Source organism: Pseudomonas frigoris, assembly GCF_047758635.1.
Classification (GTDB): domain Bacteria; phylum Pseudomonadota; class Gammaproteobacteria; order Pseudomonadales; family Pseudomonadaceae; genus Aquipseudomonas; species Aquipseudomonas frigoris.
This window is the reverse complement of the sequence record NZ_CP180479.1, coordinates 2,686,576-2,700,740: the sequence shown is the minus strand read 5'-3', so window position 1 is coordinate 2,700,740 and position 14,165 is coordinate 2,686,576. Positions and strand designations below refer to the sequence as shown.

9 protein-coding genes and 2 pseudogenes are annotated in these 14,165 nt (G+C 60.6%); 2 read left to right on the top strand and 9 right to left on the bottom strand.

The annotated features are described in order from the left end of the window. Positions 1 to 118: 118 nt before the first annotated feature. The 8 genes from ACMXYH_RS12320 to ACMXYH_RS12285 all read right to left on the bottom strand — a co-directional run bounded on the left by ACMXYH_RS12320 (position 119) and on the right by ACMXYH_RS12285 (position 11,235). Complete coding sequence (locus ACMXYH_RS12320) at positions 119 to 1,210, bottom strand: mannuronate-specific alginate lyase (protein ID WP_415767232.1); 1,092 nt, start codon at positions 1,208 to 1,210, stop codon at positions 119 to 121. Then, the gene (locus ACMXYH_RS12315) at positions 1,210 to 2,607 is read right to left on the bottom strand and encodes an alginate O-acetyltransferase AlgX-related protein (protein WP_415767231.1); all 1,398 of its coding nucleotides are present in this window, start codon (positions 2,605 to 2,607) and stop codon (positions 1,210 to 1,212) included. The genes ACMXYH_RS12320 and ACMXYH_RS12315 overlap by 1 nt, the downstream gene beginning before the upstream one ends. An 11-nt stretch (positions 2,608 to 2,618) precedes the next feature. Then, positions 2,619 to 4,136, bottom strand: coding sequence for a mannuronan 5-epimerase AlgG (algG, locus tag ACMXYH_RS12310; RefSeq protein ID WP_415767230.1), 1,518 nt, complete (start codon positions 4,134 to 4,136; stop codon positions 2,619 to 2,621). A gap of 86 nt (positions 4,137 to 4,222) precedes the next feature. Continuing rightward, positions 4,223 to 5,611 carry an alginate export family protein gene (locus ACMXYH_RS12305; protein ID WP_415767682.1) on the bottom strand — a complete coding sequence of 463 codons (1,389 nt, stop codon included), beginning with the start codon at positions 5,609 to 5,611 and terminating at the stop codon, positions 4,223 to 4,225. Between the two features lie 41 nt (positions 5,612 to 5,652). Further along, positions 5,653 to 7,053, bottom strand: coding sequence for an alginate biosynthesis protein AlgK (locus ACMXYH_RS12300; RefSeq protein ID WP_415767229.1), 1,401 nt, complete (start codon positions 7,051 to 7,053; stop codon positions 5,653 to 5,655). Further along, positions 7,050 to 8,264 (bottom strand): HlyD family efflux transporter periplasmic adaptor subunit, encoded by a 1,215-nt coding sequence (locus ACMXYH_RS12295; RefSeq protein WP_415767228.1) that lies wholly within the window; start codon positions 8,262 to 8,264, stop codon positions 7,050 to 7,052. The genes ACMXYH_RS12300 and ACMXYH_RS12295 overlap by 4 nt, the downstream gene beginning before the upstream one ends. A 117-nt stretch (positions 8,265 to 8,381) precedes the next feature. Then, positions 8,382 to 9,863: a glycosyltransferase family 2 protein gene (locus tag ACMXYH_RS12290; RefSeq protein ID WP_415767681.1), complete on the bottom strand. Its 1,482-nt coding sequence runs from the start codon at positions 9,861 to 9,863 to the stop codon at positions 8,382 to 8,384. Between the two features lie 61 nt (positions 9,864 to 9,924). Continuing rightward, positions 9,925 to 11,235, bottom strand: a complete 1,311-nt coding sequence (locus ACMXYH_RS12285; protein ID WP_415767227.1) for a nucleotide sugar dehydrogenase — start codon at positions 11,233 to 11,235, stop codon at positions 9,925 to 9,927. Between the two features lie 623 nt (positions 11,236 to 11,858). Between ACMXYH_RS12285 and ACMXYH_RS12280 the strand changes: the two are divergent. Together ACMXYH_RS12280 and ACMXYH_RS12275 are read left to right on the top strand one after the other, a co-directional pair. Beyond that, a pseudogene (locus ACMXYH_RS12280) lies at positions 11,859 to 12,126 on the top strand (transposase); the annotation flags it as partial. A gap of 149 nt (positions 12,127 to 12,275) precedes the next feature. Beyond that, positions 12,276 to 13,036: pseudogene (locus ACMXYH_RS12275) on the top strand (ABC transporter substrate-binding protein). Positions 13,037 to 13,044: 8 nt separating this feature from the next. On the opposite strand, the gene ACMXYH_RS12270 reads toward ACMXYH_RS12275, so the two are convergent. Next, positions 13,045 to 14,118, bottom strand: coding sequence for an NAD(P)-dependent alcohol dehydrogenase (locus ACMXYH_RS12270; RefSeq protein WP_415767226.1), 1,074 nt, complete (start codon positions 14,116 to 14,118; stop codon positions 13,045 to 13,047). Positions 14,119 to 14,165 lie beyond the last annotated feature (47 nt).

The window sequence follows — 14,165 nt, the reverse complement described above, 5'->3', positions numbered from 1 at the left end:
CACCTTCATCACTCGACATGAAGGCGCTTCGAACAGCGAAGGACTGCCTTCTCTTTTACAACACAAGCCCAATTACGAATGGCCCCACCGGGTATCCAGAGCGTGTTGGTTGTTACATTTATTCTTTCTGGTCAGCAAATAGCTGGGTGATGTCGCCGCCCAGGCGGTAGGTTTTCATCGGTTCGAACGATTGGCGCCAGCGGTTGGTTTGCAACGAGCAGTCGTACAGCGCGCAGTAAGGTTCCAGCCAGGCAAACTTGCCATCCTCGTCGAGGTCCTCGAGTTCCTGCTTGTAGCCGGTCTTGCGTTCAAACGTGCGTGGGTCCTTGATCCCCTCCTCCACCCGCGCTGCCAGACGCCGCATGGCACCGTGGTTTTCTTCGCGCAGGTCGATGTCATTGGCTCGGGCAAAGGCAGCGATCATCATCAGCGGCCCCATCGCATAGTTGTGGTAAGCCAGCGCACGGGTTTCGCGGTTCAGTTCGTTGGGCAGGTATCCGTCTGCATCGACCTGGGAAGCGCCGATGCGAAACTGCGCTACCGACCAGTCGAACAGGTCGCGTCGGTCGACCACCACCGAGGCCGCCATGACGGCCCAGGCCGCCCAATACTGGTGATTGTTCAGTCGGTCCAGTGGCTGGTCGCGCCAGTCCCGCACCACCTGATCGGCGACCTGGCCGATCCAGACCTCGATCGGCCGGGTCTGCGCCTCGCGGCCCCTCAAAGGCTGCGAGCGCGAATACTTGAGCCGCAGATAGGCCGAAGAAATACTGCCCAGCGCCCATTTGCGCATCGACTTGCCGGTATGGGTGTAGGTGGTACTCAGCAGCGCCTGCGCCTTGGCCCAATCGCCCAGCCAACTCAGGGTGCAGTCCACATGGCCGGCGCGGCCGAGCCGTAAATAGGCGGCGACTTGTTTGTTGACGCCCTTCTCCAGTTCGTTGATATCGGCTGACATTTGCTTGTAGCGTTGGTTGGATTCCACGTTGAGCTGATCACGTGCCTTGCCCGAGCCCTCGTACTTACTGGGGATCAACAGGTCACCGGTATAGGGTTTGGGCGCCGCCGGACAGCTCGGCACGTCGCCCTTCTTGTCCACGGCCGGCGCGTAATAGCCCTGCGGCGGGCGCAGTTGAGCGGCCACCGCCTGCACGGTCGGCCCCATCAGAATGAAGGCCACGCCAATGGCGGCCCAGTGCGCCTGACGCATCAGTGCCCCTCCGTCTGCGCGGTGCGCAGGGAAGGTGTCGCAGAGATGACGGGCTTGGCACACAAGCGGGCCGAGAGCTCCATGGAGGTCGGTCCAGGCGGTGGCTGCACGTCCATGGAAAGAAAAGTCAATTCGTCCCAGTCCGCATCGGCGCGCAGCTCGAAGGCGAAGCGGCCCTGGGTATTGACCGTCGGCGAACGGCTCAAGCTGATGTTTTCCTGGCGACCGTTCATGTAGGTCAGGGTCGCGCTCATCAGGTGCACGGCGGGATCGGCGAACTTTAGGTCGACCTGATAACGATTGCCCTTGATCGGATACACATTGCCGCCACCGCCGTTGAACAACACCTGATTGCGCCCGCTGTGCAGGGTCGAAAGGCTTTTGAGCAGCGGCGCCTGGTTGTCGCAGCCATCGCTCAGCGCTGCCATCGCCTGCCGGTAGAAACTGGATTTGCCCAGGTTGTCGAGATTATCGGTTTCCCACACCAGCACCGTCGGCGGCCGCTTCTGGAAGTCGTCGCCGAGCAGGTAGGCGATCAACGAATCATCATAACCACCGCCCGGCACACTGAAGTTGCTGACCGGCGTCTGCAGATACTGTTCGAGGAAGCCGGCAAAGTTGAACGCCTCGCCGCTGGCGCTGGTACCGATCAATACGACCTTGGCGGGGACCTTGGCGTCGCCTTGAGCCCGGGTTTGATAACGGGGGACAAACTGCGCCGCATAACCGTTGCCGCAGATCTGCGCGGCGGCTTTTTGCAGCGTGCCAGAGCGTCCCAACAAGCCGACCGGCTGGCTGGCGAAGACCTGATGCGGCAACGCCTTGAGCACATCGTTGCCCCGGAGCGTCTGGGCCACCAGCTGGGCGCTGCGTTCGGCGCCATAGGGCGTCCAGTTGTGGTCGCCCTTGAAGTAGAAAGGCTGCCCGGTTGGCTGCGGCGCACCCAGCAGGCTGGTGAAGTCGGGGACCAGAATACGTAAGTCGCGCACCCGGTCCAGCGTTTGCAAGTAGTTCTGCCGGGCCTTGGCCTGATCGAAGTTGGCCAGTTCCAGCGGCGTCAGGCGGTCGGCATGCAGCAAGCCGCGGCTGGGTGGCAACACCAACACCAGCTCGACCCCGCGTTGGGCCAGCCCGTCGCGCAGACGCTTGAGGGCTTTGTAACCGCTCTCATCGAGGCCGAAGTCAGTGCGAAAATCGCTTTGGGTGCGAAAGAGCCACTGGTCTTGGGCCTCCACCAGGGTCGCGTAGTTTTTCAGCTCCGGCTGCTCGTAAAGTGTCGCCTGCGCCGCTTGTGGGCACAGCTGACAGCAGGCCTCGGCCGTGTACTCCGGCTGCGCCTGTCCCCACGTCGGCACAGACAGCAGGCACAGCGCGGCAAATCCATGGAGGGTGTTCATCGGCAGGCTCCTCACAGTGTCTCGGGCAGAATCAACGCGGCTGCATGGCGGCGCAGGAGAATGTCCATCAAGTCGCCTTGCACCTCCCCCAGCAAACCGGTGAAGGCAAGGCCGTCCTGTTTCTGCGGCGCCAGAAAGGTCAAGTCATAGAGTTCCAGACGCGAGGGTGAAAACACGGTGATGGGGCTGGAACCGTTGCCGATCAGCTTGCCGCCGACCACGGTGAGCGACAGCCTGGCTTCGTAGGGGTCTTCCTTGAGGTCGCGGTCGCTGCCGCGCAAATCCTTGATGTGACCGTAGATACCGGTCAGGGCATTGGCCATCAGCTCGTTTTCATACAGCCGCACACCGGTGCTGTTACGCACCCGGATCCCGTGCCGGTCATTGTCGACCGCGCGGTTGCGCCAGATCAGGTTATTGCCGCTCTCATACAGGGTCATGCCGTCGGAGCGGTTTTTGTAGGTCTCGTTGTAGGCCACCAGGTTATTGACGCTGGAACGGTCCAGGACGATGCCCGACAGGTGGTTGTTGTAGGCGCGGTTGTAGATGATCCAGCTGTCGTTGACCTCGCGTGAGAGGATAATGCCGTGCTTCTTGCGGGTACCAAAGGCGTCGTTGTGGGCAATGATCAACCGGCGTGAACGGTCGTGCGGGTCGATGCCATAGACGATGTTGTCGCGGTAGGAATTGCCGAGGATCACCACGTCGTCGGCCTCATAGCAATAGAAGCCGTACCAGTTGTCAACGAACTGCGAATTGAGCAACCAGCCGGTCGGCCGCTTGCGCTTCATCTTCGGCGCCATGCTCGGGCTGTACTGGGAAATACTCACCCCATAACTCTTGCTCGCGGTGTAGCCGAAGCTGGTGATGGTGCTGTTGACGATGTAGGTCTCGGTGCCGCCCCAGGACACCAGGAAGGGCCGGAAGTCTCCCTCTTTCTTGTACCAGGCCGGGCTGTTGTCCTTCTCGCTCCAAGCGCTGACCTTGGTGTCGGTGATAAACAGCTTGCCGTCATTGACCAGGAATGAACCGCCCTCCTGGGACAATCGCAACTCCTTGACCGACTTGTCGATATGCAGGGTCCCGCCCGGACGTATGACGATTGGCAAGCGTGCCAGAAACACCCCCGGCGCAGTTTCGCGCAAGGCCGTCGGTGGCAGGCTGCGCGCCAGTTGCGTCAAGTTCATGTAGCCCCGATCGATGAAGATCGCCACCGGCATTCGCTGCTGGCGCACCACCCATTCCTTGAGACGCTCCTTGCCGCCGATGAACTCGTCGAGCGAGTTTTCCTTGAGCATCGGCTGGATCAAGGCACTGCCGGCGGGCTTGTAGGAAATCTTCGCCATGGCTGCCTCGGCCGTATAGCCGGACAGGTCGGGGATCTTCGGCTCTTTGATCAGCAAGGGCTTTCCCGGAGCCTCGCTAATGGTATAGCGCGGCGCGAATACGAGACCCGCCGCGCTGACACCCGCGGTCTGCACCAACAGCAGTCCGGCGAGCAACAGCCCTATCTTGACGACACTGTCCATAAGCCTCACTCATCAAAATAAATGCAACCTGGTGTGATCAAGGCGCCGTTGCCCACGATGGCATCACCGTGGGCAACAAGCTGGGCCTAGATTTTCCAGACGAAATCAATGAACGCCCGGTGCATGCTCGAGTCGGTGTCGCTGGCGTACGCGTCACCCGGGAAGAACACGCCGAGGCGCAAGCGGATCAGCGCCGAGGGTTCGTCGACCCAATCCACCATGCTCGCGGGCAACAGGCCTTGTTTGAAGTACTTGGTCATGACCAGATCGACTTCCTGGCCCAGGTCCTTCTCACCGTCCACCAGCGCCGCATTGATGATCCCGCCGTCGCCGGTTTCCTGCTGGTCGTCGACCCGCCAGAAGCGGTGGTAGACGAGGCTGGCGTCGTAGTCCTCGCGCAACTGCCAGGAGCCGAACAGGGTAGCCACCTGGAGGTTGCTCAGTTCACCGCGAAAGGCTTCGCCGAAACGGTGAACGCGCGAACGCGTGCCGGTGTAATTCGAGCGATTGCTCTGCAGGCCGGTTTGCTGGAACTGATTCTCCTGGTCGCGACCACCGCCGTCGCCACGGGCTGCGGCAGCACCGAGGCGCCAGCTTTCATCGATGTTCCAGCGCAGGCCAAGGTCCGCCCCCCAGGCGTTGACGTCGCCACTGGTGTGGCCCGTCGCAACTCGATCGCCGTTAGCGTCGACCACGCTGGTGAGGTTGTCGCGACTGCCGGTCAGCCAGGTCGCGTTGAGCCAGTAATTGACCGGCATCGTCGAGCGATAGTTGTAGCCGTCACCGTTCGCTTCGAGACCGACCCAGGTCAGGCTGCCGGTGTTGGTCTTGTCGAGCGCATCGAGCTGCTCGCCCGTATTGGGCAGGCTCCCGCTGTCCTCGGAGTGATGCACGCGCAGGCCGAACCAGTGATTGGGCGCCCATTGCGTAGAGATGTCGGCGAAGGCATGGGAACGGTCTTTGTCTTCGGGCGACAGGTCACTCAAGTCAGTGCGGTAGTCGGAAAAGCGTTCAGCGGCGCCGAGGTGAGCGCGCAGCAGAGTGGTCTCGAAGGTCCAGTTGAGCGCTTCGATGTTGGTGTCCATCCACTCGCCGCTGTCCTCGCGCAAACGCTGGCGCCCCAAGCGCAAATGCTCGCCCGGATAGGCGGTGATGCCCGAATAGTCGACCCAGAACTCGCGCATCGCCAGGTAGCTGTCATCGGTCCCGCGGGCGTTACTTTCGTCGACGCCGTTGTTCACCGTATCGGTGTCGATGGTATCGGTCGCTGCCACCGCCTGCCCCATCAAATAGGCACTCCAGTCACCCCATTGGCCAAAGGCCCAGGGGCGCAAGTCGATGCCAATACCGTTGAGCGTGCCACCGGGTGCGGTGCCCAGGTCACGGTCGTCCTGCGACTCACCGGTAATCTTCACATCCAGGCCGAAATTCTTCGGAGCCACCTCCGCCGCCAGCACCAGACCGGCACTGCACATCAGCGAAACACCCAGACCACAACCTGCCAATAATGCTTGCTTCATAGTAAGTCCTGTCCATTTTCCGGAGTTTGCAGTCTGGCTAGCGCCGCGCCCGTCAGACGGGCCTGGGCTTCCCCTTCAAGCAAAGGCTGCGCGATTTTCCTTTCTGCCGGGGTCAGCCCCGACTGCAGGGCCGACAGCACTGGCTCTGCATTTACCACGCCCTGACGCTGCGCGAGTTGCGCAAAGACATAGGCATTGATCCGATTGACCTTGACCCCGCGGGAGTCGGAAAACATGTGCGCCAGGGCCAGGTCGGCATTGGGCGAACCGTTGCGGGCCGCCAGCAACAAATGTTGCAGCGCCTTCTGCGGTTCGACCTGGCCCAGATAACCGCGCCGGTACAACTGGCCCAGGTAGTAATGCGCCCCGACTTCACCGGCCGCGGCCGCCTTGAGCAAATGCTCTTCAGCCAGACGCGGGTTCTGCGGCAACCATTTGCCGAGGTAATACAGCCGCCCGGTCAGCAGTTCCGCCCGTGGGTCGCCCGCCTCGCGCCCGCGCTGCAAGGCCGAGAGCAATTGCGGCGCATCGCCTTGCACGGGGTAGTCGTTGATCAACCGTGCCAGGCTGGTCCAGGCCGGCGCATAGACCGGCGCCAATTCCTCGAGCAGGCGCTGGGCGCTTTGTGCATCGGCCGGGCCTTCGAGGGCTGGCGACGACAGAACGCGCGCCACCGACTCGACCCGCAAGGGCGCGACTCGTCCCTCGCGCCAACCCTGGCGCAACTCCACCAGCAAGGCCTCTTGCGCCTTGGGCTGGGCGCGCATTCGGTTGATGGTGGCCAGCTCCACATAACAGGCATCGAGTACCGCCAGCCGAGCCCGGCACATCTGCTCGATCTGCGGCAGGTGAGCCTTATAGGTGCCCTGATTGCGGTAAATCAGAATCTGCGCCAGATCCGCCTCGATAATGCCCTGGGCGCGCCAGCCATCGACCTTCTGCTGCGGATCCACCCCAGGCGCCAGTTGCGGGTAGCCCAGGTACAACAACGTCAGCGGCACCACCGCACTGAACTCGCCTTTATCCAAAGCGCCTTCCAACAATTGCTGGGCCTCGCGCACTTGCTTGGGATCACTCGGTCCTTGACGCAGCAACAAGCGGCCCAGACGTGACTGCGCCTTGACCGACTCCGGCGCGGCCTGGCGGTACAAGCCTTCAGCCTCTTTCAGGCTCGCCGGGTCGCCCGCCGACGCCGTCAGGTCGCCCATCCCGGCCTGGGCATCGGCATAGCCGTCCTGGGCCAGCGCCGCATAGTGCTTGCGTGCCGTTTCATAATCGCCGCGCAACATGGCCTCGCGCGCCAACCCCTGATCCGGCAGGGTGCCGCAACCATGAATCATCATCAGAGCTGCGGCCAGCGCAGAAAACCGCAGCCCCGATCGCCATGCGCCGTTCATTTTCCGGCCGCCATGGCTTTATTCTCCCAGGCATTCTTCACCCAGGTATTGGCCGCCCAGGCATTCTTCACCCAGGCATTGCTTTGCAGGTTTTCGATACTGACTTCCACCGGACGCCCGGCGAGATCGGTCTGCAACGCGCTGTCAGGCTCAATGGTGACCCGCAGGTCGGAGGCCAGGCCGCCGTTGTCCAGCACCACCGTGGCGATTTTGCCCGTGCGTGGCTGTTCTTCACCAACCAGTTGGAAGCTCACTGCCTTGCCAGGCTGGATCTTGGCAAAGTTCTTATAGGGGAAGCGCGCCTCGATGGTCGCCACACCATCGATCGGCATCAACTCGTATACCGTGGTGCCCTTGCCGACGACCTGGCCGTCCGGCACCAGCTGCGCCACCACCCGGCAATCGCAAGGGCTGGTCAGCGAACCTTGCAGGGTCCGGCTGAACAGGCGCTCGAGGTTTTCCGGGGTCGCCTGCCCGGGTGGCAGGTTCCCTTTCATCACATCCAGCAGCGACGCGGAAAAGGTCGCCAGCGGCGCCCCCTTGGGCACCACCGCCCCCACCTTGACCAACGACTTGACGCTGCCGTCGCGCGGCAGGCCGATCAACTGGCCGGGCACGTTGACCCGCGCCGATTCGGCATGAGTGACGAAATAAATGCCATACAACTGGTTCAGCACATAACCAAAGGCACCCAGTCCCACCAGGAACATCAGCAGGCTCACCGTGGTCGCCCGCAAGCGTGCGAAAAAGCCCAGGCCGTTGCCGCTATCGTGCTTTCGCGGCTTGGTGAAGTTGTCGCGCTGCTGGGTCGCGAGCATGTCACCCAGGCTGATCACCCCACCCGAGAGGTAGGAGGTGATCAGATAACGCAATGCGGAGATCGCACGTGGAGGCAGGTTGTGGAACTCGCAACCCACCCGCAGCCCCTCGCTGCCTACCGAGCGCACGACAAACTCCACGTCGATGGCAAACCCAAGCGCATCGACCTGAAACACCAGTTTGCCTTTGTGCTGTCGGCCCACGATCAGCGGTGGGTTCAGCTGACTCAGGCTGAAGCCACCGGCCGACAAGTCGATCAGCTCGCAATCGAACATCTCCCGGTTCGGCATGTGTAACTTGAGCCTCGCCGGTAGATTCAGCCGCGCATGCTGACGCTGCACCTCCGACTCATGCACAACATTGTCATCAACAGCAATACAAGCTGTGTTCATAACGCGTCCCTTCCCTTCCACGATTGAGAACGATCCGGCAGGTCAGAGCCGGTATGCACCTTTATCCTTTACCGCTGCGCAGACCGGCACGGCATGCCGACTGCCCTGACACCTGCGCTACACCATCCACATCAGCAGCGCGCAAAACACACTGCCGGCCGAAAAGGTCATGGCCCGCGACGACCAGGTATTGAACCAGCGCTGATAGCTGGCCAGCCCGCGGTCGAGTTTGGTGTTCTGGCGCGTCCACGATTGCCGGTCGAGACGGAAGAACACATAGATCTTCACCATTGCGCCGACCAACTGGTTGTAATAAAGAATCAGTGGATAGGCCGGCCCGACCGGGTGCCCCGAGGCCAGCAACAGCAGGCTCAGGATCAAGCGAGTCAGGCCGACCCAGAGCACATAGATCAGCAGGTAGGCCATGCTGTATTTGAGGCTGGCAATGATCGCCACCGACGGCCCGAGCAGGCTGGCCCACATCGATACGCGTTGGTCGAACAGCACCAGCGAGGTGAACCAGCCCAACCGCTGCGCGCCCAGATGCAGGGCCCGCGAGTTCTGCCGCAGGTTATTGCCATACCAGCGGAACATCAGCTTGCGGCTGGCCTTGAAGAAGCTCTTTTCCGGTGGGTGCTCGACCGTGTTGATCGCCGCATCGGGCACATAAAAGGTGTCGTAGCCCAGCCGCATCAGGCTGTACCAACTGGACTTGTCATCACCGGTCAGGAACCGGAAACGCCCCAGGCGCCAGTGCTGCAGATAATCGCTCTCGATGTCTTGAATAAAGCCGGGGGTGGTCACCACCTGGGCGCGGAACACCGACATACGCCCGGTCATGGTCAACACTCGCTTGCCCAGTGCCATCGAACACATATTGATGTGCCGCTGAGCGAACCGCAGCTTGTGCCATTGGCTCATCAGGTAGCTTCCGCGCACCTCGCAGAACTCATTGGTGGTCAGCCCGCCGACGTTCGGGAACAGCTTGAACCAAGGCACGGTCTGACGCACCAGCCCGGGCGAGAGCACGGTGTCGCCATCGACCACCGCCACCACCGCATCGGCATCCGGCAAATACCGGGAGATCGCCCGAAAACCATGGGCCAGGCCATCGCGCTTACCGGTGCCGGGAATCCGCACGAAGCTCAGCTTGACCTGCTCCGGCGGGGTATAGCTGTCCCACAGCGCTTTGATCAGCAGTTCATCGGCCAGCTCGACGATGGAACAGACCACCGTGGTCGGGTAACCACAACCGATGGCCTCTTCGATCACCGAGCGGTAGACCTGCGCCGTGGTCAACGCATCGATACGAAAACTGGTAACCAGCAAAAACACTTGCGACGGATCGGCAGTGCTGCCCAGCCTGGTGACTCTGCGTCTGTAATAAGGGAATACCAGATAAAGGAACAGCATCCCCCGCAGGTAATGGATCGCGCCCATCGAATAACGCCAGATACCGACCGCCCCCAGCAACAGGAGAAAGTCCCTGGATTGGGGATCGAACACGGTGCGCGGCAGCAACAGTGCAAGCCCCATCAGCGCGGTGACGTAGAACAACCAGCCCGCAGCTTCGCGCAAGTAAACCCTGGAATCAGCCATACCTATGACCCCCCGTTCGATAAACCCATGTTGTTTGGGGCGCATCAGCTCCGCGCCTCGCTTACCAGCAGATACCCTCGAGCCGATCGTCACTGGCGTGTGGCAGGAAGCCCACCAGGTCAACCACCTGCTTGCCCTCGGGCACCTGAAGCGCAATGGCTTTGAAGGACTCGTCACTGTTACCCAGCACGATCACCTCCGCCTGCTCGATCACTTTCGCAAGGTCAGGGCACAACAGCGAAGCCAGGTGCGGAATCTTCGACTCGATGTACTCCTTGTTGGCCCCGTAGATACGCGCGTATTCAACGTTGCGGTCGAAGATATGCAGGTCGTAGCCCTTGCCTATCAGCATCTCGGCCAACTCCACCAGCGGGCTTTCGCGCAGGTCATCGGTGCCCGCCTTGAAGCTCAGGCCGAGTAGCGCGACACGCCGCTTGCCGTAACTGCTGATAATGTCGAAGGCTCTCTGTACCTGCACCGCATTGCTGCGCATGATCGAGGCCAGTAGCGGGTGCTCGATGTCCATTTGCCCGGCGCGATAGTTCAGCGCACGCACATCCTTGGGCAGGCAGGAACCGCCGAACGCAAAGCCGGGGCGCATGTAATACCGCGACAGGTTGAGTTTGGTGTCCTGGCAGATCACGTCCATCACATCGCGACCGTCCACGCCGGCGGCCTTCGCGATATTGCCGATCTCATTGGCGAAGGTCACTTTGGTCGCGTGCCAGACATTGCAGGTGTACTTGATCATCTCCGCCACTTCGATGCTCCTGCGCAGGAGCGGCGCGTCCAGCTCTTGATAGAGCGCGGCGAGCATGTCACCACTGCGCTGGTCGAGTTCACCGATCACCGTCATGGGCGGACAGTTATAATCCTTGATCGCGGTACTTTCGCGCAGGAACTCCGGGTTGATCGCCACGCCGAAGTCGACCCCGGCCGTCTTGCCGGAATAGTCTTCAAGTATCGGGATCACCACGTTCTTCACCGTGCCCGGCAGCACCGTGCTACGCACCACTACTGTGTGCCAACTGTGCTTGTCGTGCAGGGCTTCTCCGATCTCGCGGCAGACCGACTCGATGTAGACCAAGTCCAGATCGCCATTCTTCTTGCTGGGCGTACCGACGCAGAGGAACGACATGTCCGTGCCCATCACTGCCGCCTTCACATCACGGTCACCACGCAGCCGCCCAAAACTCACACCCAGCTCGAGCAGCGGCTCCAGGTCGGGTTCAACGATGGGCGACTTACCCTGGTTGATCAGGTCAACCTTGACTTGCGAGACATCCACCCCGATTACGTCATGACCGCGAGCACAGAGACAGCCCGCACATACAGCGCCCACGTACCCCAAACCAAATATGCTGATCCGCATCGGTGAATCCCCCGTATACCTTGATTCAAGAATGCCATCGGCATGCCGCGCAGGCCGACAGTCGCTCTACCGCACCAACTAATAACCGATCGTTAGGCACAACTTGACTCTCGACCCACACCGTAAAATTGGAGTGTAGACAAACATCAAGCACGTACTGTTTTTTTTAAAATAAATTTCGAACACTTCGCGCCGACAACATGAGTAGTTAGATCAGCAAAGTGAGTACCCACATCGTAAACACGTTAACCATTGATAAAATTACTATTAAAATCAGTGGCATATAAAAATTATCGTGACTGACACCTCAAACAAAAACATATACCCGCGCACCAAAAACAAGCAGGCACTTACGATACTTACCGGACAGACACGCCTAAAGCCCTTACACAGTGCAATGCCAACGTTGCAACATTGTAAGCGTATCCAATAAATTCCTCGTACAGTGTAAAGCGACTGAAACACGTCAATTTTTTTAATAACAATTTATTGGCGCTCGCCCTACATGCAATAGTTAATACCTTTTAAAGAACAAACTCTTTAGGGACTCTCCGAATAAGTCCTCGAATGTGCTGATATATATCCTGACTACCTGAGCGAGCCGCCCATGAACCCGATGAGCTCTGCTGGCGCTGATCGAGCCGTACTATCCCAAGGCCGGCGGCGGCGCACACCTTATTCTCCGGACGCTATGCTGCGCATTCATCGGCCGCAAAACGGTTTGCATTGAGCGATTCGGCGATGGAAGAGGCGCTCTATGAAATCACTTCGCTGCGCCAGTTCGCCCAGCTCACGCTGGGCGCTCCGATCCCTGAAGACACCACCCTCATGAATGTCCGGCATCTGCCGGAAAAACACCCGTTGGCGGCGGGAATCCTGGCCGTCATCAATGCCGCGACGGTGGAGCTGGCGAACACTCGCCGTAGCTATGACATCGTCCCGGTCAAGGTTGATGAGCTGGCCGAGCAGCAACGCATCGCTGACACCAAAACGCTGAAGCGAAATACCGTCGCCCGGTACTGGCCGGTCTGGTCGTTGCAATGGCCTTGTCGTTCACCTTTGCGGCCCAGGCCCGGGAAACGGTACGAATCGGTTACCAGAAGTCATCGACCCTCATCACCTTGTTGAAAACCCAAGGCACGCTGGAAAAAACCCTCGCGCAGAAGAACATCGATGTGAGCTGGCATGAGTTTTCAAGTGGTTTGCCACTGCTGGAAGCGCTGAATGTCGGCTACGTCGATCAGCGCTGACGTGGCGGATACCGTGCCGATTTTTGCTCAGGCTGCGCAGGCTAATCGCTGCCTTGGAAAAAGCAGGCCTGACGTTTTCGGACGTCCAACCGGCCTACCTGTCGCCCGCCGATGGCCGAGCAGCCTTCGAGAACAACAAGGTCGACGCCTGGGTCACCTGGGAACCCTTCCTCACCAGCGCGCAACGTCAACTGCCGACTCGCACCCTGGCGGACGGTGCCGGCCCGGCTAGTTACAAACGCTATTACCTGACCAGCACGAGATACGCCAAGGCGCATCCCGACGTCCTCAAGCTGGTTTACGAGCAACTGCACAAGACGGGCGACTGGGTGAAAACCAACCCACTTGATGCGGCGCAAATTCTCAGCCCACTGTGGGGCAACCTTGATGTGACAACCATCGAGACGGCCAACACCCATCGCAGCTACCAGGTACAGCCGGTGCAAGGCGATCAGTTGGGTGAGCAGCAGAAAATCGCCGACGCTTTTTTTGCCGCGGGTTTATTGCCCAAGGCAGTGGATGCGAAAGACGTCGATATCTGGAAACCCTGAGGACAAGCTCAAGGCGTGATCGCAACTTTCATCACCCCGTCCCGCTGATGCGCAAACAACTCATACGCGGCTTCGATGTCGTCAAGCTTGAAGCGATGCGTCACCAGCGGCGACAGATCGACGCCACCGCTTTGCACCACCGCCATCAACCGTCGCATGCGTTCTTTACCGCCGGGGCACAGGGTGCTGACGATGCTGAAATCCCCGAGCCCCGCGGAAAAAGCTTCGAGGGGAATGCGCAGATCACTGGAGTAAACCCCCAGGCTGGACAAACGACCACCGGGGCGCAACACCCGCAGTGCGGACTCGAAAGTACCCTGGGTGCCCAGCGCTTCGATGGCCACGTCGACACCTCGACCGTCGGTCAGGGCCATGATCTGCGCGACCACGTCGCCGTCCTTGAAATTGACCACGTGGGTCGCACCCAACTGCCGGGCGACGCTCATCCGTTCAGCCACGGTATCGATGCCGATAATGGTGCTGGCGCCTTTGAGGCGCGCGCCGGCCACGGCACACAGGCCGATCGGCCCGAGGGCGAACACTGCCACGGTATCGCCAATCTTGACCTCGCCCCGCTCTGCCCCGGAAAACCCGGTGGACATGATGTCCGGGCACATCAGCACCTGTTCGTCGCTGAGGCCATCGGGGATCGGGCACAGGTTGGCCAATGCATCCAGCACCAGCACGTACTCGGCCTGGCAGCCATCGATGGTGTTGCCGAACTTCCAGCCACCGGCGGCGCGGAAGCCATGGCGGGTGTCCGGGCCATCCTGTGAACTGCAACCGCACAGGCAGGCGTAACTTTGTCCGCTGGGGGTAATGGCGCCGGCAATCACCCGCTGGCCTTCGACAAAACCACGCACCTGCGAGCCCAGCCGCTCGATGATGCCCACCGGTTCGTGACCGATGGTCAGCCCTTTGGCCACCGGGTATTCACCCCGCAGGATGTGCACGTCGGTGCCGCAGATCGTCGTGGTAGTAATGCGGATCAGCGCATCCAGCGGTCCGACCTCGGGGATCGGTTTGTCATCCAGCACGATGCGGTTTTTCTCAACGAATATCGCGGCTTTCATGGTTGCCATCGGGGTTCTCCTGAGCGTTCACGTGCGCTTGAGTTCAGCATGAACCT